At 55.3% G+C, this 22,203-nt stretch carries 22 protein-coding genes and 1 pseudogene; 19 read left to right on the forward strand and 4 right to left on the reverse strand.

Features of this window, described 5'->3' with window-relative positions; all coding sequences use genetic code 11:
* Positions 1-121 precede the first annotated feature (121 nt).
* The 8 genes and pseudogenes from FE839_RS18580 to pptA all read left to right on the forward strand — a co-directional run bounded on the left by FE839_RS18580 (position 122) and on the right by pptA (position 8,045).
* The gene (locus FE839_RS18580; protein WP_138362253.1) at positions 122-1,123 is read left to right on the forward strand and encodes an LLM class flavin-dependent oxidoreductase; all 1,002 of its coding nucleotides are present in this window, start codon (positions 122-124) and stop codon (positions 1,121-1,123) included.
* Positions 1,120-2,241, forward strand: a complete 1,122-nt coding sequence (locus tag FE839_RS18585) for an amidohydrolase (RefSeq protein ID WP_138362254.1) — start codon at positions 1,120-1,122, stop codon at positions 2,239-2,241. Before FE839_RS18580 ends, FE839_RS18585 begins: the two co-directional genes overlap by 4 nt.
* 24 nt (positions 2,242-2,265) lie before the next feature.
* Positions 2,266-4,530, forward strand: a pseudogene (locus FE839_RS24930) (NtaA/DmoA family FMN-dependent monooxygenase).
* An 11-nt stretch (positions 4,531-4,541) separates the two neighbouring features.
* Positions 4,542-5,051, forward strand: coding sequence for a GNAT family N-acetyltransferase (locus FE839_RS18600; RefSeq protein WP_138362257.1), 510 nt, complete (start codon positions 4,542-4,544; stop codon positions 5,049-5,051).
* Between the two features lie 9 nt (positions 5,052-5,060).
* Positions 5,061-5,987, forward strand: a complete 927-nt coding sequence (locus FE839_RS18605) for an amino acid ABC transporter permease (RefSeq protein ID WP_138362258.1) — start codon at positions 5,061-5,063, stop codon at positions 5,985-5,987.
* Positions 5,971-6,750, forward strand: coding sequence for an amino acid ABC transporter ATP-binding protein (locus FE839_RS18610; protein ID WP_138362259.1), 780 nt, complete (start codon positions 5,971-5,973; stop codon positions 6,748-6,750). The genes FE839_RS18605 and FE839_RS18610 overlap by 17 nt, the downstream gene beginning before the upstream one ends.
* The gene (locus FE839_RS18615) at positions 6,747-7,640 is read left to right on the forward strand and encodes an ABC transporter substrate-binding protein (protein WP_138362260.1); all 894 of its coding nucleotides are present in this window, start codon (positions 6,747-6,749) and stop codon (positions 7,638-7,640) included. The genes FE839_RS18610 and FE839_RS18615 overlap by 4 nt, the downstream gene beginning before the upstream one ends.
* Positions 7,641-7,817: 177 nt before the next feature.
* Positions 7,818-8,045 carry a tautomerase PptA gene (gene pptA, locus FE839_RS18620; RefSeq protein WP_138362261.1) on the forward strand — a complete coding sequence of 76 codons (228 nt, stop codon included), beginning with the start codon at positions 7,818-7,820 and terminating at the stop codon, positions 8,043-8,045.
* A gap of 69 nt (positions 8,046-8,114) precedes the next feature.
* Here the strand turns inward: pptA and FE839_RS18625 are convergent, their stop codons facing one another.
* The gene (locus tag FE839_RS18625; RefSeq protein ID WP_138362262.1) at positions 8,115-8,633 is read right to left on the reverse strand and encodes a ClbS/DfsB family four-helix bundle protein; all 519 of its coding nucleotides are present in this window, start codon (positions 8,631-8,633) and stop codon (positions 8,115-8,117) included.
* A 94-nt stretch (positions 8,634-8,727) separates the two neighbouring features.
* A complete protein-coding gene (locus tag FE839_RS18630; protein ID WP_138362263.1) occupies positions 8,728-9,309 on the reverse strand; it encodes a flavin reductase family protein in 582 nt (193 codons plus the stop codon).
* 211 nt (positions 9,310-9,520) lie between these two features.
* On the opposite strand from FE839_RS18630, the gene FE839_RS18635 reads away from it, so the two are divergent.
* The 4 genes from FE839_RS18635 (at position 9,521) to nhoA (ending at position 13,849) form a co-directional block, all read left to right on the forward strand.
* Positions 9,521-10,225, forward strand: a complete 705-nt coding sequence (locus tag FE839_RS18635) for an ABC transporter ATP-binding protein (RefSeq protein ID WP_171034924.1) — start codon at positions 9,521-9,523, stop codon at positions 10,223-10,225.
* Positions 10,222-11,190: an ABC transporter substrate-binding protein gene (locus FE839_RS18640; RefSeq protein ID WP_138362265.1), complete on the forward strand. Its 969-nt coding sequence runs from the start codon at positions 10,222-10,224 to the stop codon at positions 11,188-11,190. Before FE839_RS18635 ends, FE839_RS18640 begins: the two co-directional genes overlap by 4 nt.
* Positions 11,191-11,272: 82 nt before the next feature.
* Complete coding sequence (locus FE839_RS18645) at positions 11,273-12,928, forward strand: ABC transporter permease (protein ID WP_138362266.1); 1,656 nt, start codon at positions 11,273-11,275, stop codon at positions 12,926-12,928.
* A gap of 75 nt (positions 12,929-13,003) precedes the next feature.
* A complete protein-coding gene (gene nhoA, locus FE839_RS18650; protein WP_138362267.1) occupies positions 13,004-13,849 on the forward strand; it encodes an N-hydroxyarylamine O-acetyltransferase in 846 nt (281 codons plus the stop codon).
* A gap of 70 nt (positions 13,850-13,919) precedes the next feature.
* On the opposite strand, the gene FE839_RS18655 is transcribed toward nhoA, so the two are convergent.
* Positions 13,920-14,717 carry an IclR family transcriptional regulator domain-containing protein gene (locus FE839_RS18655; RefSeq protein ID WP_138362268.1) on the reverse strand — a complete coding sequence of 266 codons (798 nt, stop codon included), beginning with the start codon at positions 14,715-14,717 and terminating at the stop codon, positions 13,920-13,922.
* Positions 14,718-14,931: 214 nt separating this feature from the next.
* On the opposite strand from FE839_RS18655, the gene FE839_RS18660 reads away from it, so the two are divergent.
* From FE839_RS18660 to benD, 7 genes are all read left to right on the forward strand, one after another.
* Positions 14,932-16,098 (forward strand): muconate cycloisomerase family protein, encoded by a 1,167-nt coding sequence (locus FE839_RS18660; protein ID WP_171034926.1) that lies wholly within the window; start codon positions 14,932-14,934, stop codon positions 16,096-16,098.
* 12 nt (positions 16,099-16,110) lie between these two features.
* Complete coding sequence (gene catC / locus FE839_RS18665; RefSeq protein WP_138362270.1) at positions 16,111-16,401, forward strand: muconolactone Delta-isomerase; 291 nt, start codon at positions 16,111-16,113, stop codon at positions 16,399-16,401.
* A 69-nt stretch (positions 16,402-16,470) separates the two neighbouring features.
* Positions 16,471-17,397 carry a catechol 1,2-dioxygenase gene (gene catA / locus FE839_RS18670; RefSeq protein ID WP_138362271.1) on the forward strand — a complete coding sequence of 309 codons (927 nt, stop codon included), beginning with the start codon at positions 16,471-16,473 and terminating at the stop codon, positions 17,395-17,397.
* A 105-nt stretch (positions 17,398-17,502) separates the two neighbouring features.
* On the forward strand, positions 17,503-18,885 hold the full coding sequence (locus FE839_RS18675) for a Rieske 2Fe-2S domain-containing protein (protein ID WP_138362272.1): 1,383 nt from the start codon (positions 17,503-17,505) through the stop codon (positions 18,883-18,885).
* Positions 18,885-19,370 (forward strand): benzoate 1,2-dioxygenase small subunit, encoded by a 486-nt coding sequence (gene benB / locus FE839_RS18680; RefSeq protein ID WP_138362273.1) that lies wholly within the window; start codon positions 18,885-18,887, stop codon positions 19,368-19,370. The genes FE839_RS18675 and benB overlap by 1 nt, the downstream gene beginning before the upstream one ends.
* A 9-nt stretch (positions 19,371-19,379) precedes the next feature.
* Positions 19,380-20,396, forward strand: coding sequence for a benzoate 1,2-dioxygenase electron transfer component BenC (gene benC / locus FE839_RS18685; protein ID WP_138362274.1), 1,017 nt, complete (start codon positions 19,380-19,382; stop codon positions 20,394-20,396).
* Between the two features lie 9 nt (positions 20,397-20,405).
* Positions 20,406-21,179: a benzoate diol dehydrogenase BenD gene (gene benD, locus FE839_RS18690; protein WP_138362275.1), complete on the forward strand. Its 774-nt coding sequence runs from the start codon at positions 20,406-20,408 to the stop codon at positions 21,177-21,179.
* Here benD and yddG read toward each other — a convergent pair.
* On the reverse strand, positions 21,176-22,054 hold the full coding sequence (yddG, locus tag FE839_RS18695; protein ID WP_138362276.1) for an aromatic amino acid DMT transporter YddG: 879 nt from the start codon (positions 22,052-22,054) through the stop codon (positions 21,176-21,178). The genes benD and yddG overlap by 4 nt on opposite strands.
* Positions 22,055-22,203 lie beyond the last annotated feature (149 nt).

The following is a 22,203-nucleotide window of genomic DNA, read 5'->3' on the forward strand; positions in this document are numbered from 1 at the left end:
TTGATACCGCTGCGGATTTCGCATATCTAATTTTTAGCAGAGCACATGTAAATAAATTGTTTCTCACAGACTCCGTGCGCTTCTCATAATGCAGGCATGTTAATTGATATGAGCCTGCAAAATGTCTTATCGAATCAGTATACTGGATAAAAGTCCGCTAGCGGCCGGGGAGACGGCTGCCCAGGCGCTGGCGCGTACATTAACGCTCGCGCAACAAGCGGAAGCCTGGGGATATCACCGTTTCTGGATTGCCGAACATCACAATACCGACCAGCTCGCGAGTCCGTCGCCGGAACTGGCAATCGCCTGGATACTCGGGCAGACTCGCAAAATTCGCGTCGGCTCCGGCGGAGTAATGCTGCAACACTACAGCCCGTACAAGGTTGCGGAAAACTTCAATATGCTCTCCACTCTGGCTCCGGGCCGTGTCGATCTTGGCGTCGGCAAAGCGCCAGGCGGCCTGCCGCTCTCCACCCGCGCGCTACAGCAGGGGCTCAACCCGCAGGAAAAGGGCACGTTCTCTGACCAACTGGCACAACTGGATAACTGGTTGTCACTAACCTATGCCGAGAGCGATGAGAGCGTGCGCGCAACGCCGATCCCGCCGTGTCGCGCCGAAGGTTTTCTTCTTGGATCCAGCATCGAGAGCGCAGAACTGGCGGCGCAGCTTGACTGGAACTTTGTCTTCGCAGCCCATCTCAACGGCGATAAAAAACTGCTGAACCAGGTGCTGACTCGCTGGCGCGAGCTTAGCCACCGCGCAGCGATTATTGCCGTTCAGGTGGTCGTGGCGGAAGATGCCGCTACGGCGACGGAGCTGGCGAAAGCCGTGGAGCTGTGGGGCGTTGAACTGGAAAATGGACAGCGTGTTACCGTCGGTAGCGAGGCCCAGGCCGCAGCGTTTGCTCGTCAGGCTGGCAGCAAGCCAACACGGATAGCCCGTCGCAAATCGGCCGTACTGTTCGGTACAGCTGAGGAGGTTAAGGCGCAGTTGGATGCATTACAGTCTGCCTTGCGTATTGACGAGTTTATTATCGACACGCCCATTACCGAAGGCACCGCGCGTCTGAATTCCTTACGTCTTCTGGCCCAGGCGCACCTCAATACGGAGGTGCGGCAATGAGCTTTGCTGAACAGTTAATTCGCTGGCGGCGCGAACTGCACCAGTACCCGGAACTCTCGTTGCAGGAAGTTGATACCACCGCGCGTATTCGCGACTGGCTACAGAGCGGGGGGCTGACCCTGTTGCCGTACGACCTGAAAACCGGCGTGGTCGCGGAAGTCGGCTCCGGCGATAAAGTGATTGCCCTGCGTGCCGATATTGACGCACTACCTATTGAAGAGGCGACCAGCGTGCCGTTCCGCTCGCAAAATACCGGGGTAATGCACGCCTGTGGGCATGATATTCATACCAGCGTGATTCTTGGTGCCGCCTTGCTGCTAAAGCAGCGCGAATCACAGCTTGCAGGACGAGTACGTGTTTTATTTCAACCTGCTGAAGAGAATTTTGGCGGTGCGAAAATCCTGATTCGTGCCGGGGTGCTGGAGGATGTTGCCGCTATTTTTGGCATGCATAATGAACCGGAGCTGGCGGTGGGCGAATTTGCCACCCGCGGCGGTCCTTTTTACGCGAACGTCGATCGCTTTATTTTCAAAGTGACGGGCAAAGGCTCGCATGCCGCGCGTCCACATGAGGGTAAAGATGCCATTCTGCTGGCAAGCCAACTGGTGACGCTGCTGCAAAGCGTCGCCAGCCGCGAAGTGAACACGCTTGATTCGGTGGTGCTTAGCGTAACGCGGTTCCAGGGGGGAAATACCTGGAACGTACTGCCAGAAAGCGTTGAGCTGGAAGGGACGCTACGTACCCACAATAGCGAAGTACAGCAACGAGTTAAGGCGCGGGTCAGCGAAATTGCCGCAGGATTCGCCAGCGCCTTCGGGGCGCAGATCAACGTGTTTTGGTATGCCGGCCCGACGGCGCTGGTTAATGACGAACGTTGGGCGACTTTCGCCAGAGAAGTGGCGGATAAGTCCGATTACCGCACGCGTCAGGCGGATTTACATCTCGGCGGCGAAGATTTCGCCGTTTATCTCCAGCACATTCCCGGGGCGTTCGTCAGTATCGGTAGCGCCAGCGAATTTGGTCTCCACCATCCGGCATTTAACCCGGATGAGCGTTTAATTGCACCCGCTGCGCATTATTTCGCTGAACTGGCGGAACAGGCGCTTCAACAATTATAATTTTAAATAAAGGCAGGAATAAGTATGTCTGAACAACGGCAACTGCGTCTTGGCACCATATTGCATGGCGCATCGGGAAATATGTCAGCCTGGCGTCATCCAGCCGCGCTGGTGGATGCCAGCATTAATTTTGATTTTGTTAAACAGACGGCGATAAAAGCGGAAGAGGGGAAGTTTGATTTTATTTTTGTTGCCGACGGTCTATATATTAATGAGAAATCAATTCCGCATTTCCTTAATCGCTTCGAACCATTAACCGTATTATCCGCGCTGGCGTCTGTAACCTCGCATTTAGGGCTGGTCGGCACCCTGTCGACCTCTTACAGCGAACCCTTTACAACCGCCCGACAGTTTGCCAGCCTCGACCATCTGAGCGCCGGTCGCGCTGGCTGGAACGTGGTAACATCGCCGCTGGAAGGTTCGGCGAAAAACTTTTCCCGCACACAGCATCCCGATCATGCGTTGCGCTATCGGATCGCCGATGAATATTTGCAGGTGGTGAAAGGGCTATGGGATTCATGGGAGCAGGATGCTTTTGTGCGTAATAAAGAGAGCGGGCAGTTTTTTGATAAAAATAAACTACACACGCTTAATCATCATGGCGATTTCTTTAAAGTCGCGGGTCCGCTAAATATTGCCCGCACACCGCAAGGACGGCCCATTATTTTTCAGGCTGGCGCTTCCAGCGATGGTAAAAAACTGGCAGCCAGTCACGCCGACGCTATTTTTACGCATCAGGCATCGCTGGCGGAAGCGCAGGATTTTTATCGTGATGTCAAAAGCCAGCTTGCAGCACATGGTCGTCGGGAAAATGAACTGCATATTTTCCAGGGCGTCAGCGTAATCGTTGGCGATAGCGCCGAGGATGTGGAGCAGCAATATCAGACAACCGCCGCACTGGTGTCAATTGACGACGCGCTGAATTATCTTGGCCGTTATTTTGAGCATCATGATTTTTCCCAATACCCGCTGGATGAAGCTTTCCCGGATATTGGCGATCTTGGACAAAACAGCTTCCGCAGCACCACCGACGAGATTAAACGCCATGCGCGCGAGCGTGGGCTCACGCTGCGCCAGGCGGCGCTGGAAGCCGCCAGCCCTCGCCCGCGCTTTGCCGGTACTGCCGAAGAGGTCGCTGACGGTTTACAGCTATGGTTTGAACAGCGCGCGGCGGACGGATTCATTATCCAGGGCGGGACACCGGATACTTTCCCGCGATTTGTGGATCAGGTGGTGCCGATTCTTCAGCAGCGAGGATTATTCCGCGAGGCGTATCCCGGCACTACGTTACGCGACAGTTTGGGGCTGGCTGAGCCCGTCAATCAATTCGAAAAACAATAACAGAGAACACTCGCTATGCAGAAAAAATCATTGTTACTGGCATTTGCGCTGGTCGCTAGCGCCTCATCATGGGCCCAGAGCGTCGATATCAACGGCACCAGCGTGAGTCTGGAAGCCAACAAAACACCGATTCATACGGCGAAAAACCCACAGGCTATTGCTCAATTGCCGAAAGGATTGCATCTCGCAGTGCCGGGTGAGTTGACCGTCGCGGTGGCTGCGCTTAATTCGCCGCCTCTGACCGTCTTTTCAGACGATAACAAAACCCTGCTTGGCAGCGAGGTGGATATCGCCCGCCTGGTGGCCGACAGCCTTGGGCTGAAGTTAAATGTCGTTCCCACCTCGTGGGAAGACTGGCCGCTCGGCGTGGCGTCCGGTAAATATGATGCAGCGATCAGCAATATTACCGTCACTAAAGCGCGCAAGGAGAAATTTGATTTTGCCACTTACCGCAAAGATTCACTGGGCTTTTACGTTAAGAGCAACAGCCCGTTGAACAAAATAGATAAAGCGGAGGATATCGCCGGGCTGCGGATCATCGTCGGCTCTGGCACTAATCAGGAAGCAATCCTGCTGGCGTGGAATAGCGAAAATATTAAGAAAGGACTGAAGCCTTTTACGCCGGTTTATACCAAAGATGACGCTGCGCAAACCCTGGCGTTGCAGTCCGGGCGGGCCGACGCCTATTTTGGCCCCAATGTGATTGGCGCGTGGAAAGCAGCGCTGACAGGGAAAACCAAACTGGTCGGCAGCGTTGATGGCGGCTGGCCTAAAGCGGCGCATATCGGTGTGGTGTTGAAAAAAGGCAACGGTCTGGTTAAGCCGGTGCAAACCGCACTGAATGGTGTGATCCAGAACGGAGACTACGCGAAAGTACTGCATCGCTGGGGGGAAAGCGTGGAAAGCATTCCGCACTCGGAAATTAACCCTGCCGGTCTTGGCGACTAACGGGAGGCGGTATGACAGATATTTTCCGCGATGTGTCTCCGGAAGCGCCGGAACTGCAGCCGATTATTGAGGGCCTGTTTGCCGAGTATGCATCACGCTACGGCGACTATTTCTCCCGTCATGCGGAAATCGAGCTAACCGAATGGTATCTGGCGCCGCAGGGGCTGTTTATTGTACTGGAGCGGGAGGGAGAAATTATCGCGACCGGCGCGTATAAGCCGAAAGACCACCATACGGCTGAAATCAAACGGATCTGGACTCATCGTCGCCTGCGCCAGCAGGGGCTGGCGGCGAAAGTCGTGCAGGAACTGGAGCGTCGGGCACAGCTTGCGGGCTACAGTCATATCTACCTGACAACCGGTTTTCGTCAGCCGGAAGCGGTACGGCTCTATCTGAGTCAGGGGTATAAGGCGCAGTTTGATCTCAGCCGGGACCCGGAAGAGTACAGCCAGCCGCCGTTCGATGGCCGACTACGCTTCACTAAAGCGCTGGCGGTCAGCGCACTGAGCCAAAGCGCTTAAGGAGCCAATATGTATACTCATGAAACAATTAAAGTTGTTCCCGCGCGCTATCCGTTGCGGGCAGTGGGAGCGGCGCTGGCTTTACTGGTGCTGGCGGTCGTGATTCAGTCCGTAGCCTTTAACTCTCGCTGGGAGTGGGGCGTCTTCGCCCACTGGTTCTTTGACCCGGTGATCCTTGAGGGGCTGGGGCAGACTCTACTGCTGACTCTTGTGGCTACGATACTCAGCGTAATTTTAGGCGGGCTGCTGGCGCTGGCCCGTCTCTCCAGTTCGTGGTTGTTAAGCAGCCTCGCCTGGGGCTATATCTGGCTGTTCCGTTCACTGCCACTGATTGTGGTGCTGATTATTCTCTACAACTTCTCTTATCTTTACGACAAGTTATCAATAGGCATCCCGTTTACCAGTATAAGCTGGGCCAGCTACGACACTATTAACGTGCTGGGGCAGTTTTCTACCGCCGTTGTTGGGCTAACGCTGGTGCAAAGCGCCTATACCGCTGAAATTATTCGCGGGGGCTTCCTTGGCGTCGATCACGGCCAGTATGAAGCCGCTGCGGCACTGGGGCTTTCGGCCAGCCGCCGCACTCTGCGCATCATCCTTCCGCAGGCGCTGCGCACCATTTTACCTGCGGGTTTTAATGAAATTATCAGCCTCGCCAAAGGGACGGCGATGGTCTACGTGCTGGCGATGCCGGAACTGTTTTATACCATCCAGATGATCTACAACCGCACGCAGGAAGTTATTCCGCTGCTGATGGTCGGTGCTGCCTGGTATCTGGCTATCACCAGTGTGCTGTCGCTAATTCAGTATCTGGTCGAACGCGGTCTGGCGCGCAGTGAGCGTCGTTCTGCTGTCAATAGCGCCCGTGGTAGCCGTCGTATTGAATCCATTCGTCGCTCACAACCGCAGGAGCCTGCTCATGTCCAACTCTCTTAATGGTCATATCTCCATTACCGGCGTCAGTAAATATTTTGGCCGCCATAAAGCGCTGGACGATGTGTCGTTGGAAATCAAACCCGGCACGGTTACGGTGATCCTTGGACCATCGGGTTCGGGAAAATCGACGTTGCTACGGACGATTAATCATCTGGAGCGCGTTGATGAAGGCTTTATCCAGATTGATGGCGACTATATCGGCTACCGACGTAAAGGCGACAAGCTATATGAGTTAAAGGAGAAAGATATTCTTCGGCAAAGGATCAACGTCGGCTATGTGTTTCAAAATTTCAATTTGTTTCCGCACCTGACGGTGCTGGAAAACCTGATTGAAGCGCCTGTCGCCCATAAAAAGGCGACCCGTAAAGAGGCGGTCGAGCAGGCGTATAAACTGCTGGATGTGGTGGGGTTGCGCGATAAAGCCGATGCCTGGTCGCGGCACCTTTCCGGCGGCCAGCAGCAGCGTATCGCAATTGCCAGAGCGCTGGCGCTCAACCCTCGGGTTATTCTGTTCGATGAACCGACTTCCGCGCTTGATCCAGAGCTGGTGGGCGAAGTGCTGGATGTTATTAAAAAGCTGGCGCGCTCCGGTACTACTCTTGTCGTGGTGACGCATGAAATTGGTTTTGCTAAAGAGGTGGCGGATCAGGTGGTGTTTATGGTTGACGGAAAAATTGTTGAGCAGGGCAGCAGCGATGAAGTGCTGAACCATCCTCAGCAGCAGCGTACACGGCAATTTTTATCGAGGGTGCTACCGGCATGAAAAAAGGACTTTTAGCGCTCGCGCTCTTCACCCTGTCTGCAGGCGTGCAGGCAGCCATCGATCTGCGCGCCAATGAACAGCCGCTACCGGTCATCCGCGATGAGCAGGCGATCGCGAAGATCCCGGCAAACTATAAATTTGTTGAGCCGGGTACGCTGACGGTGGCTATTTCGGCGCTTAATTCACCGCCGCTGGCGCTTCTGGCCAGCGATAATCGCACGCGTATTGGCAGCGATCCCGATATTGCCCGGCTGCTGGCCGGGAGCCTTGGACTCAAACTGAAACTGGTGCCCACCGCCTGGGAAGACTGGCCGCTGGGGATCGCTGCCGGGCGTTATGACGTGGCGTTAGTCAATATCGCCGTGACCGAGCAGCGCAAAGAGAAATTTGATTTTGCGACTTATCGCGTCGATTCATTGGCTTTTTCTGTTAAATCAACCAGCGATATTAGCCACATCAGCGGTCCGGCGGATCTCGCCGGTAAAAAAGTGATTGTCGGTTCAGGAACGAATCAGGAGCGGATTTTGCTTGGCTGGAATGCCGAAAACAAAGCCGCCGGGCGTCAACCTGCGCTACCGGTTTATTTAACCGATGATGCTTCAGGCAACCTCTATATTCAGTCCGGGCGGGCTGATGTTTTCTTTGGGCCTCAGTCGACGGCGGCTTATAAAACCGCGTTAAGCGGCAAAACGAAAGTCGTTGGGCTGGGACCGAAGAAAGCCTATGTTGCGACCACCACTAAAAAGGGAAACGGGCTGGTGTATGCCCTTCAGGCGGCGTTAAATGGCGCTATTGCTCGTGGAGAGTACCAGAAGATACTGGCCCGCTGGGGCGAGAAGGGCGAAGAGGTGACACAGTCGCAGGTCAATCCACCAGGGATCACCTACTAAAAGCTCACTGCTTCGCAGGCGCTGGATGCGAAGCAACGGATCTACCACGCAAAGCATATAATCAACGTCTCCGGCAGGGGCAACGAAATGCCGCACGGAACGAATTTAAAATATAAAAAGAGAATCAAACGTTGCCTGCTATGATAGTTTTATTATTCTGATAATAAGGAGCCTGCTATGCCGCATGTGGATATTAAATGTTTTCCCCGCGATCTGAATGATGAACAAAAAACGGCGCTGGCCGCCGAGATTACCGAGGTGTTGATTCGCCATCTGAACAGCAAAGAAAGTTCGGTGAGCGTGGCCCTGAAACAGATTGAACCGAGCGACTGGCAGCAGGTCTGGGACAGCGACATCGCCCCACAGATGGCGCAATTGATTAAGAAGCCCGGCTACAGCATGTAATCGCGGGCTTCCCGGTTATGGCGCTCAACATGGGCGTATTGTCTACCGCGTTCGTGTTAAAAACCGGCATTATTTTAAGGATACATGTTGTTCCTTTGCCCACTGACGCAATCGGGCGCAGGCGTTGGTATAAGGCGATGAGGTATTCAGTGAAATCATCCGCCCCAGCGTCCACTTGCCATACCAGGGATGCGCGTAGAGCGCGTCGTCGTTACGTGCTGCAATGTGGGCGATAATTTGCCGTTTCGCCTGATGCAGGGCGGTCAGCAGCGAAGGGTAGTCCAGCGAAGGGTAATCGAGGTAGAACTTTTGCGCCAGCAGCCCGAGCTGGTTCCATTTAAAGTCGGTCTCCGGGAAGTCGATGGGCTGTTGTGCAGCGTCGTGCGCCAGCCATTTGAGAACCAGTTCGTTCCATCCCAACAGGTAACAAACCAGATCGCGAACGCTCATCATGGTACCTTGCGCATGGCCGGGAAGGGTCTTTTCCTCCGTTTTATCTTCAGGGATATGCGCCAGATAACCGGCTAATTTAGCAAAGTTTTTCTCAATAGCTTCCAGTAGCTGAGCCTGAGTCTGCGGTATGCTCATCGCGAGTTCCTTTCTGAGTTGATGATTTGGCTATACAGCCGTTCCGCGGAGAGTGCCGCGCCTCTCTCCGGGTTAACGTTTGCCCTGTTTGCGGCTACGCTTCCGGGGTATTGGCCCGCACGTGGCGGCCGCTGGCGACAAAATTCCCGGTACCGAGATGATGCAATGTATTGATTTTATCATCGTCGAACTGCCAGCGTCCGGTGACAAAGGCGCGTTCATCGGCGGCGGCGGAAACCACTTCGCCAAACAATGTGTCGTACTGCTCCATGGCCGCCGTTGACGGCAATAGCCGACACTCCATCCACGCCAGACACTTCTCTTCAATCAGCGGTAATCCCAGTTCCGGGCCCTGCACGACCGGAATGCCGTAAGCGTTAAATTTATCTTCATCACGCCCGCTGATGCTACCGACGGCATACGTCCAACTGGCGGCCTCCACCCCAGGAACAACGATGCCGAAGGTGCCGTTGCGCTCAATAATCTCTCGCGTCCAGGCACTTTTATCCACCACAATCGCCAGTCTCGGAGGCGCAAACTCCACGGGCATCGACCACGCGGCGGCCATCACATTGCGGCGCTGGGAACGCGTGTCATAGCTGGTGATCAGAATGGTCGGACCATGGTTAAGCAGGCGGCTGGCGTACTGGAGTTCCACGTGGCGAAAACGGCTCATATGCGTTCCTTGATAAATTGGGCTGATGCCAGACAACACGTTAATCCGCAATGGAAATGTAATCAATACGTCATACAGTCGCCCTATAGTCGGCATCACAAAGTCCCAAAGAGGATAACAATATGTTAGCTCCCCTGTATTTGTCACAGGTGAGCGTGGGCCTGCGGGTGTTGACCGCGGGTAGAACATCATTTTTCCTGGGGGGAGGATGATTGTGCGCACGCTTACCACGATCAAACTTGACGGCATTTCTTTCGCCTTCGGCACCAATACCGTTCTTAATCAGCTCGATCTGCATATCAATGCGGGCAGCATTGTCGCGTTGCTGGGGCCATCTGGTTGCGGCAAAAGCACGCTGCTGCGACTGTTAGCCGGGCTCATCGTACCGGCCAGCGGCACGATTCACTTCGGGGATCGTCTGGTGGCGAAAAGCGGCTGGGGAATGCCGCCGGAGAAGCGCGATCTCGGCATGGTTTTTCAGGATTATGCCCTGTGGCCGCATATGACGGCCGCGCAGAATGTGGCTTTTCCGCTGCGTATGCGCGGCGTTGCGCGTCACCAACGACACAAGCGAGTCGATGAGGCGCTGGCAATGGTTGGGCTGAACGGGTTTGCGGATCGGAAACCGTCCGCGCTTTCCGGCGGTCAGCAGCAGCGGATCGCTCTGGCTCGCGCCATCGTTGCGGAACCGCGTGTACTGCTGTTCGATGAGCCGCTTTCCAATCTCGACAGCGAACTGCGCGAGTCGCTGTGCGTGGAAATGAGTCGCCTGCTGCGTCAGCTTGGCATCACTGCCGTTTACGTCACCCACGATCGCCGCGAAGCTGAACTGTTAGCCGACAAGATTATTCATCTCTCTGCGGGCAGCATTGCCGCCGTCCGTACCGTTACGTCATCCTCAGGGGAACTCGCATGAAAACCGTTATCACCGTTAAGAAAGGAGTTGCGTTCGCGATTATGTTATCGGCCACCATGATATCCAGCGCCCATGCGCTCACCGTATATACCGCCGGTCCGGGCTCCCTGGCGAAAAAACTTGCCAGCGGTTATGAGAAGAAAACCGGCGTGAAGGTGAATATTTTTCAGGCCACGACCGGCAAGGTGATGGCGCGACTTGAAGCCGAACAGGCTAACCCACAGGCGGATGTGCTGATCTCCGCCTCCTGGGATACCGCAGAGGATTTGCATAACCGCGGCTGGCTGCTGCCATATGAGAGCGCCAATGCCGATAAGGTTCCGGCAAACCTAAAAAGTAGCGATTATGTCGCACAAGGTATTGCTGCGCTGGGGATCGTCTGGAATACCAAAAGCGGCACCCCGGAGCCGAAGGAGTGGCGGGATCTCACCGAACCCGCCTTCAAAGACAACGTGACGACGCCCGATCCGGCACTCTCCGGCGCCTCGCTGGATCTGCTGATCGGCTTACAGAATGGCATGGGCGAAAAGGCCTGGACACTGTTTGCCGACCTGAAGAAGAACGGCATGGTGATCAGCGGGCCAAATGCCCAGGCGGTCACGCCGGTGATGCAGGGGGCAAAAGCGGCGGTGTTCGGCGCGGTGGACTATGTCTCTTATGGCAATATCCATCAGGGGGAATCATTGAAGGTGATTTTCCCGGCAAGCGGTACGGTGACGGCCCCGCGTCCGATGATGATCCTCAAAACCACACAGCATGCTGACGATGCCAAAGCCTTTGTCGATTATGTCCTGTCGCCGGAGGGGCAGACGATGGTTGCCGACGCCTGGCTGATGCCCGCCCGTAGTGATATTCAGGCGAAACGCCCACCGCTTGATGAACTGAAAATTCTGCCAACCGTCAGCGATGGCAACAGCGAACGCCGCGCTGTGCTTGCTCGCTTTAATACGCTTTTCGCACAATAAATTTTACGTCTTCGCTACCGAGAGCGGGATTTTTATCCGGGCCAGCGTTGCCGGAGGCGTCGCGTATTTTCAGGAATATACCGTGAAACAGAAACTGATTTCCGGCATCACGTTGACGGCGCTACTGGTGCTGGTAGCGTTACCGCTTTTCTTTATTCTTCTTCAGGCGATTTTTCCCCAGTTCAGCGCCGGTAGACTGACTGGGGCGTTGAGCGGCATATCAGCGCTGCTCGCCGACCCGCAACTGCCGACAATGCTTGGCGGTACGCTTTGGGTGGCCAGTGGCGTGGCGCTGATGAGCATGCTGATTGGCCTGCCGCTGGGCGTGCTGCGCGGATTATTCAATCTGCCACTCCCGCGTCTGTGGGATGTATTGTTTCTGATCCCGTTTCTTACGCCGCCCTATATTGCCGCGTTGTCATGGACGTTAATGCTGCAAAGCAATGGCTATCTGCAACAATTGACCGGCTGGGATCTCAACGATCTGCTTTTCAGCCGCTACGGGATCGTACTGGTGATGACCCTCAATATCTTCCCGGTGATCTATTTTGCGGTTTCCCGCAGTCTGCTGGCCAGCGGCCAACGACTGGCGATAGTGGCCAGAGTCCACGGAGCCAGCGCATGGCGGGCGTTCTGGCACATTACGTTGCCGATGCTTTCCCCCGCGCTGGCGGCGGGGATGCTGCTGGCCTTTACCCTGGCGATTGAAGAATACGGCGTTCCGGCGGCACTTGGGTCACGGGCGGGGCTGGTGATGCTTACTGTCGGGATAGAGAAAAAGCTCGCCGACTGGCCCATCGATCTGCCCGGCGCCTCGCTGCTGTCGTTATTGCTGATTGCGGTGGCGCTGCTGGCATGGTGGCTGCAAAAGCGGCTGGTTGGCGATACAGAGGTGACCAGCGTGATTGGCAAACCCGGAGAAAATAGCGGCGCGGATCTGGGCTGGCTGGTCACGCCGGCAGTGCTGCTGATGGCCTGCGTTGGCGGCCTTGCGGTCGCGCTGCCCGAGGCCTCCATGCTGCTGACCAGCCTGACGGGAACGTTATCTGGCGGTCTGCACCGTGACAACTTTACCTTTCGCCATTTCGACGCGTTGTTTGCTCAGCAGGGCGACGCGCTGTCAGCGCTGGGAACCAGTCTCTCTCTGGCGCTGGCCTCAGCATTGATCGTCGGCCTTATTGGCTTACTGGCCGCCTGGCTGGTGCAGGTACAAAAAATGAAAGGGAGCGCGATTATCGATGCATTATCACTATTGCCCGCGGCGCTGCCCGGAGTGGTGGTGGGCGTCGGGCTTATTCTGCTGTGGAATCAGCCATTCTGGCCGGTTTCACCTTATAACACCGGGTTTATGTTGCTGCTTTCCTATTGTTGCCTGTTGCTGCCCTGGCCCGTGCGTTATGTCGGCAGTGCGCTGCGCCAGTTGGGCAATAATCTTGAACCTGCGGCACGGGTGCACGGCGCTTCGCCGTTGCAGGCACTGCGTTTGATCGTGCTGCCGTTGGTATTTCCGGCACTACTGGCGGCGATGTTGATGGTGTTTGCCATCGCCTCCCGCGAGCTGGTGACCTCCCTGCTGCTGGCGCCGGCCGGAACGCAAACTGTGGCGGTATTTATCTGGCGTCAGTTTGAACAGGGGTCGGTAGGGCAAGGAATGGCGATGGCCTCGCTGACGCTGTTTACCGGTCTTGGGTTAATGCTCAGCGCGCTGGCATTGATGCAGCGAGGCGCCCGGGGGTAGAATCCGTTGAACAAAAAACACGGTCGGGTGGAAAAATAAGCTATAAATATCGGACACCGATTGCTGGAGAGATTGATGAGTCCATTTTTAAGCGCGTATTTTTCCCGGCTGGGCTGGACGGCGAGGCCGGATGTGTCCATTCACACTCTGCGTGAATTGCATCTCCACCATAATTGCGCCATCCCCTTTGAGAATCTGGATGTTTTACTGCCCAGAGAGATGCATCTCGACGATCGGACGCTGGAAGAGAAACTGATTCATGCCCGACGTGGCGGATACTGCTTTGAGCAAAACGGCCTATTCGAGAGAGCGCTGCGAGAGATGGGTTTTCATGTTCGCAGTTTGTTGGGGCGGGTGGTACTGGCCAGTCCACCGCATATGCCGCCGCGCACCCATCGCCTGCTGCTGGTGGAGGTTGACGGCGAACGCTGGATTGCCGATGTCGGTTTTGGTGGTCAGACCCTGACCGCGCCGATTAAACTGCTGGCTGATATTGAACAAGCCACGCCGCACGGCGAATATCGCCTGATTTATGAAGCGGATGAGTGGACGTTGCAGTTTTGTCATCATGGTCACTGGCAGTCGATGTACCATTTTGATTTGGGTCGCCAGTATGCGTCTGACTATGTGATGGGCAATTTCTGGTCGGCGCACTGGCCGCAATCGCACTTCCGCCACCATCTGCTGATGTGCCGCCATTTGCCGGACGGTGGCAAAATGACGTTAACCAATTTCCACTTTACCCGCTGGGACAAAAACCATGTGGTTGAGAAGATGGATTTCCCGGATGTCCCGGCGCTGTATGACGCCCTGCACAGTCACTTTGATCTCGGCGTGAATGACGCTAAATATGGTTTTAGCGAAGCAGAACTGGCGGCGGTGATGGCGGCGTTTGATACCCATCCCGAAGCGGGAAAGTAATGGCGGTGCGCATTTTGCGCGGCAATTCAGCGGACGCATGGGGAGAAACGCTGACGTTGAATTTTCCCCTTCAGAGCTGAAGAGAGAGCTCCATCGCTGCCCGTCGCAGCGGTGCAAGGGCCTTTTCTTTCAGTGCGCTGGCGTTGGTACATCCCGCCGGAACACCCACGTTAAGCGCCGCCATGACCTGACCGCTACGGGAGAGCAGCGGTACCGCCAGGGAACATAGCCCCACCTCGATTTGTCGGTCAGCGAGGGCATAGCCCTGCATGCGCACTCTGGCGATCTCTTCGCGTAATCCTGAGGCGTCGCAAAGCGTATGCGGAGTATAGCGAATCAGGTTCGCACGTGACAGCGTCACCTCAAGCTGCGCTTCCGGCAGGGCACTCAGCAGGACGCGCCCCATTGAAGTGGCCCACGCCGGTAAACGACTCCCCCGCCCAATATCCACGCTCAGCAGATTATTAACCGCCGCGCGGGCAATATACAACACGTTATCGCCATCTAAAGTGGCGGCAGAGCAGGTTTCCCCGAGGGTTTTACCAAGATTATCCAGCGTACTCTGCGCCGCTTTTGCCAGCGGCGTACCGGCAAGGTAGGCGTGGCCAACCGCCAGTACGCGCGGCAGCAGTTCATAGCTGCGTCCATCCGGGCTATGCACCATACCGAGTGCGGCGAGGGTATAAAGACAGCGACGCACCGCGGCCCGGGAGATCTGCGTTTTCTGGCTGAGCTGGGAGATGGTCAGGCGCTGACGCTGAGGGGTGAAAGCGCTCAGGACTTCAAGCCCTCGCGCCAGCGATAACATAAAATTAGGGTTGTGCTCCAACTGACAGGCGATGAGAGCATCTGGATTTTTTTCTCGCATATAACCCCTCTTTAATAATGGAAGACACCGCGCATGGAACATCACTATATCGCGGGTAAAAAACGCGGCGATTCCTTGTGCTGGTTTTACCACAACGATCACACTATTAACCTCGATTTAACATATGCGTCGATAATCGCACAACATTTCGATTATCGCCGTTGACCGTCTCCATCATGCAGACCTATTGTCAAAAGCACCGTTACCCCACGTTATGTTCAGGGGCATGAAAAGTTATGTATTTTATGAGCAGGTAAACAAGATGACCGCGACCATTGAACGAATTGAACACTGGCTGGTAGATGTTCCGACGATTCGCCCGCATAAACTCTCCATGGCCACAATGGGCTGTCAGACGCTGGTGATAATCCGCATGACGCGCTCGGATGGCATTTGCGGGATTGGCGAAGCCACCACCATCGGCGGTCTGAGCTACGGCGCTGAAAGCCCGGAAGGGATCGCGTCGGCGATTAACGATTATCTGACGCCGTTGCTGAAGGGCCAGCCAGCCGATAATCTCAATGCCCTGACCGAGCGGATGAACCGCGCCATTAAAGGCAACACGTTCGCCAAATCAGCCATCGAAACCGCGGTACTGGATGCGCAGGGTAAGGCGCTGAATATGCCGGTTTCGGCTCTGCTGGGCGGGGCGCTGACAACCACGCTACCGGTACTGTGGACGCTGGCAAGCGGCGATACAGAGAAAGATATTGCGGAAGGCGAAAGAATGCTGGCGGAAGGTCGCCATCAGGCATTTAAGTTAAAAATTGGCGCTCGCGAGCTGACGACCGATCTGCGACATACCCGGGCAATTGTTGAGGCGCTGGGCGATCGGGCCAGTATTCGCGTTGACGTCAATCAGGCATGGGATGCCACCGTGGCGGCAAAGGGGTGTCGCGAACTGGCGGCGATGGGGGTAGACCTGATTGAACAGCCGGTCAGCGCCCAGGATAGCGCCGCGCTGGTGCGGCTCAGTCAGCACATCGACACCGCCATGTTGGCCGATGAAGCCGTCGCGACTCACTACGATGGCTATCGGTTGGCTCAGCAAGGGTTCTGCGGAGCATATGCGCTGAAGATTGCTAAAGCGGGCGGGCCAAACAGCATACTGGCGTTAGCCAGAGTGGCGCAGGCGGCGGGGATCGGGTTGTATGGCGGTACCATGCTCGAAGGGACCGTCGGCACCGTGGCGTCGCTCCATGCCTGGTCAACACTGCCGCTTCAGTGGGGTACCGAGATGTTTGGCCCTCTGTTGCTCAAGGATGACGTGGTCAGCGTCCCGCTAACGTTTGCCGAAGGGCAGGTCGTTCTGCCGCAAACGCCGGGGCTCGGTGTTGAGCTGGATGAAGAAAAATTGCGCTTTTATAGCCGCAAAGTGTAATGGAGGATCATCATGTTATTTAAAGTCGAGATGACCGTGAATATTCCGCCGGGATTACCAGCCGATGAAATAGAGGAGATTAAACTGCGGGAAAAAAACTATTCACAGCAATTACAGCGGGAAGGCAAGTGGCGACATATCTGGCGTGTCGCCGGTCTGTACGCCAACGTCAGTATTTTTGACGTCCAGGATGTGGATGAACTGCATCAAATTTTAATGGCTTTACCATTATATTCCTTTATGCAAATTCGCGTCGAGGCGCTTTGCCGTCACCCCTCATCAATTCGCCAGGACGATCGCTAAAATAAACACTATCTGACCTCGTGCCAGGGAAACCTGGCGCATACCCTACAATTAAAAGTGAGCATGATTATGAATAATATATTTGTCCAACAAGACGCCGTGCAAAAATTATTACGTGACAGTGCGGGTTTAAATACTACTGGCGGCGATGAGCGTTTTAAATCCATTATTCACCAACTGCTGGAAAATATTTGTACGCTGATTGATGAGTATAACGTGACAGAGGAAGAGTTCTGGCACGCGGTAAATTATCTGCATGAATTAGGAGGCCGCCAGGAAGCGGCACTGCTGGCCGCGGGTCTTGGCCTGGAGCATTTCCTCGATCTGCGGCAGGATGCCATTGATGCCGCAGCGCAGCGTGAAGCCGGGACGCCACGGACGATTGAAGGGCCCCTGTATGTAGCTAACGCGCCGCTGGCGGAGGGATATACTCGCATGGATGATGGCAAAGATGCCGGGGAAGTGATGTGGCTGTACGGTCAGGTGAAAGATACCCAGGGCCAGCCGGTCGCCAATGCCATTGTCGATATCTGGCACGCCAATACCCTCGGCAACTATTCTTTCTTCGATCAAAGCCAGAGCGAATACAACCTGCGACGCCGTATTCGTACCACGGCTGATGGTCGTTATAGCGTACGTAGCATCCTGCCATCCGGCTATGGCTGCCCGCCGGATGGGCCGACCCAAACGTTGCTGGATCGGTTAGGTCGCCACGGTAATCGTCCGGCGCATATCCACTTCTTCGTTTCCGCGCCGGGCTATAAGCATCTGACCAGTCAGATAAATCTCAATGGCGATAAATACCTGTGGGATGACTTCGCTTTCGCCACCCGTGATGGTCTGATTGCCGATCCGGTTAAGGTGACTGATCGTGCGCTTATTCAGCAACGCGGACTGGAGGGGGAACATACCGAAGTACGCTTTGATTTTACCCTGTGCAAAGCGCTTAGCCCCGATGAAGAGCGGCGCGGAACGCGCCAGCGTGCGCAAGAGTAAGGCGCGGCGCTAATTATTTTCTCCGATCCTGTCGCGATCGGAGAAATCTCTGAAATTACCGGTTCACAACAGTTTTATTCCTGGATTACGCAGGAGGATTCGCTCATGAAAAATTTCTTCACAACATTAAAAGATAAAATCAGCAATGCACTAATGGTTGACCGTGAAAAGCATATATATCGTTGCCATCGTTCAATATTTACCGATCGGCAGTTATTTGATCTGGAAATGAAGTATATTTTCGAAGGGAATTGGGTATTTCTCGCCCATGAGAGTCAAATTGCAGAGCCGGGTGATTATTATACCCTGACGCTTGGCCGTCAGCCGGTTATTATCACCCGCGACAAAAAACATCAACTTCATGCATTAATTAATAGCTGCGCCCATCGCGGAGCGATGTTATGTCGACGCAAAACCGGTAATAAAAACTCATTTACCTGCCCGTTCCACGGCTGGACATTCAGCAATAATGGCAAACTATTAAAAGCCAAAGATGAAAGCACCGGCGGCTATCCGAATACCTTCAAACATGAAGGTTCCCACGATTTAAAGCAACTGCCGCGGTTTCAATCCTATCGTGGATTCCTGTTCGGCAGCCTGAATGCAGAAGTACAGCCGCTCGAAGAGTACCTTGGCGAAACGTGCAAGATTATCGACCTCATTGTCGATCAGGCAGCGGAAGGGCTGGAGGTACTTAACGGGTCGTCCAGCTATATCTATGAGGGCAACTGGAAACTGGGGGCCGAAAACGGTGCTGATGGCTATCACGTGAGCGTGGTGCACTGGAACTACGCCTCAACCATGTCGCGCCGTAACTACGCCGCAGAAGGAACGCATGCCGTTGATGCTAACGGTTGGTCGAAGAGCGTCGGCGGCGGTTACGGTTTTGATAACGGTCATATGTTGCTGTGGACCCGGCTGCTGAATCCGGAAGTCCGTCCGATTTATCCGCAGCGCGACCGTTTGCAGGCTGAATTCGGTGAGTCCCGCGCCGACCAGATGGTCAACGAAACGCGCAATTTATGCCTCTATCCCAACGTTTATCTGATGGATCAATTCTCGACGCAGATACGCGTGATCCGCCCGATCGCAGTGGATAAAACCGAGGTAACTATCTGGTGCTTTGCGCCGAAAGGTGAGTCAGACCAGGCACGGGCGCTGCGTATCCGTCAGTATGAAGACTTTTTTAACGTCAGCGGCATGGGAACGCCGGACGATCTTGAAGAGTTCAGCGCCTGCCAGCGCGGCTACCTTGGTGAAAACCTGGCGTGGAGCGACCTCAGTCGCGGCGCACTGCACTGGGTCGACGGACCGGACGACCATGCGCGGCAGGCGGGATTCAGTCCGCTGCTCAGCGGCGTAAAATCGGAAGATGAGGCGCTGTATATCGCGCACCACCATCACTGGCAAAACGTGATGCTCAGGGCGGTGGAAAAGGAGCAACAGCGTTACGAGCAGTCGATCACTCAACGCGTGGAGGTGGCCTGATGTTGACGATCGAACAGGTTCGCCAGTTTCTTTATTACGAAGCCCGACTGCTGGATGACCGGCAGTGGGATGAATGGCTGAATTGCTACAGCCCCAAAGTGGTTTACTGGATGCCCGCCTGGGGCGATGACGACAAGCTGACTGACGATCCGCAGCGCGAAATTTCGTTGATTTATTACCCCAGCCGCGAGGGGCTTGAAGATCGGGTTTACCGGATTAAAACCGAGCGTTCCGGAGCCAGTACTCCCGAGCCGCGCACCACCCATATGATCAGCAACATTGAACTGCTTGGCCACAGCGGGCAGGGCGTTGAGGTGCGCTACAACTGGGTAACCTATTGTCACCGATACCAGCATACCGATGCGTGGTTTGGTTCCACCTGGTGCACGCTGGCTGAAAGCGACGGCAAACCGTTAATTACCCGTAAAACCGTGCGTCTGAATAACGATTACATTCGTCAGGTGATTGATGTTTACCATATTTAAGAGGTGCCTATGACCTTCAATATTGCGCTCAATTTTGAGGACGGTATTACCCGTTTTATTCAGTGTCACGCGGGAGAGAAAGTACTGGACGCCGCCTATCGCCAGAAGGTGAATCTACCGATGGATTGTTCGGATGGCGTTTGCGGCACCTGTAAATGCCATTGTGCCAGCGGTGAATATGGCATGGGTGAGGATTACCTTGAAGACGCGCTCAGTGCGGAGGAGGCGGCGGCGCGTCAGGTTCTGACTTGTCAGATGGTGCCGACCAGTGATTGCGTCATTGATGTTCCGGTGGCGGCGGCACAGTGCAAAACCATGCTGACCACCGTTGGCGCTGAAGTCCGGCAGATTCGTTTACTCTCTGATACGACAATTGAGCTGGTGGTTAAACTGGACGAAGCCCTGGCTTTTCTGCCCGGACAGTACGTTCATATTCAGGTTCCGGAGACCTCGCAGGTTCGCGCCTATTCATTCAGCTCACGCCCGGGCGAAGTGGAAGGCCGCTTTCTGATCCGCAACGTGCCAGGCGGGCTTATGAGCCAGTGGCTGACGCAGCGCGCGCGCCCTGGCGATCGTCTGACCCTGAGCGGCCCGATGGGCAGTTTTTATTTGCGCGGCGGCGATCGTCCGCTGCTTATGCTGGCGGGCGGAACCGGCTTAGCTCCACTGTTATCAATGCTGCAAACGCTGGTTGCGCAGGGAAGCACCCGGCCTGTGACGTTGCTGTATGGCGTGAATCGTGATTGCGACCTGGTGAAAACCGACGTTCTGGAGGCCTGTATCGGCCAGCTACCAGGCTGTCGCTGGCTGCCCGTGGTTGCCGACGCGCAGAGCGCATGTCCACGGCGTGGTTTTGTCACTGCGCATCTTGATGATGCCATGCTTAATAATGGCGACGTCGATATCTATCTGTGCGGGCCGCCGCAGATGGTCAATGCGGTATCTACGGCGTTGCGCGAGCGGGGGATCGCGCCTCGCGGGTTCTGGTATGAAAGGTTTATCGCCAGTCAGCGTGTCGTGGCATAAGGAGTAAATATGCGATTTATCGATAAAGTCGTGGCTATCACGGGCGCTGCGCAGGGTATTGGCCGACAGACGGCAGAGCAGGCAGCCCGCGAAGGGGCCCGTTTGTTGTTAATTGATCGTTCAAGCCATGTGCATGCGCTGGCGACGGCACTGACAGATTCCGGCAGCGAAGTACTGGCGCTGGAAGCCGATCTTGGGCAATGGGAAAGCACCGAGCGGGTGTTTGCGGAAGGCGTGGCCCATTTTGGCCGCCTTGATGTGTTGATTAACAACGTCGGCGGCACAATCTGGGCACGGCCATTCGTCGAATATCAGCCCGCGCAGATTGAAAAAGAGATTCGCCGTTCACTGTTTCCTGCGCTGTGGGGCTGTCGTGCCGCGCTGCCGTGGATGCTGGCGCAGCATAAGGGCTGTATCGTCAATATCTCGTCGGTGGCGACGGCAGGCGTGAACCGGATACCCTATTCAGCCGCAAAAGGCGGCGTCAACGCGTTGACCCGTTGCCTTGCGCTTGAATATAGCGAGAGCGGCATCCGTATCAACGCCGTGGCGCCGGGGGGAACCGAAGCGCCTGCGCGTCTGACGCCGCGTAATGATGAGCAGCCATCGGTGCAGGAGCAGCAGTGGTATCAACAGGTCGTGACGCAAACGGTGGCCAGCAGTCTGATGCACCGCTATGGCACCCTGGTGGAACAGGCCAATGCTATTTTGTTTCTCGCCAGCGATGAAGCCAGCTATATCACCGGGGTCACGTTGCCGGTAGCCGGGGGCGACCTCGGTTAGCGCCGGGTCGCCTGCCAACAGAGCAGGGAGCCGATACACACCATCCCGGCGCCCTGCCAGAATGACCACGAAAGCGCGGCGCTCAATAAAACCGCCGCCAGCGCGGAAGAGAGCACCGGGGTAAAATAAGAGACGGCAGCCAGCAGGCTGACGTTGCCATACAGGATCCCAACGTTCCACGCAGCGTACCCGAATCCCAGGGCAACCGACACGGCGATCAGTTTGATCATCACCGGCCAGCTAAAAACCATCGGCGGCTGCTGGCTGAAGAGGAATTTTAACCATAAAGTCAGGGCAGTGAGCAGAACAAACAGGGTAATCGCGTTTTTGCCTTTGGCGTATTTAGCGGTAACCGTACAGTAAGCAGCCCAGATAAAAGCGCCGACAAAAGCCAGGATATAGCTCAACGGACTGGAGAACACATTGCTGATTATTTCATGGGTATTCAGGCCGTGCTCGCCGCCTAATACCCATGCGACGCCAAATAAAGCCAGTAATAAACCCGGAATGGTCAGCCAACTGCTTTTTTGCCCGTTAAATAGAATGGCGAACAGCACCGTCAGGCTTGGCCACAGATAATTCACCATTCCCACTTCTATTGCCTGTTGACGGGTCGCGGCGAATCCCAGCGAGAGCGCCAGGCAAATTTCGTAGCTGACGAACAGCAGGCTGCCCGTCAGCAAATAGGGTCGGGGGATCTGGCGTATTTGCGGGAACCCGACGGTAAAAATCAGCAAAACAGCGCTCAGGGTGTAGATCATCGCCGCGCCGCCCACCGGGCCCATTCCCTCGCTGACGCCACGAATCAGCCCGACCATCGAACTCCACAGGATGATAGCGGCGAATCCAATCAGTGTGGCTCTTTTCTTCTCCATAATTAACCCGATACGGTTCAAATGCAGTCGGTTTTTATAACACTTTTCTTGCCTGCAGGGGATATTTCCCGGCTGCTGAAGGTGCTGGCTACGCTCACGGAGCGTATTGAGGAGATGAATTTGACGCAAAGAAATCAGGCGTTTTCTAC

Source organism: Klebsiella indica, from assembly GCF_005860775.1.
Taxonomy (GTDB): Bacteria; Pseudomonadota; Gammaproteobacteria; order Enterobacterales; family Enterobacteriaceae; genus Klebsiella; species Klebsiella indica.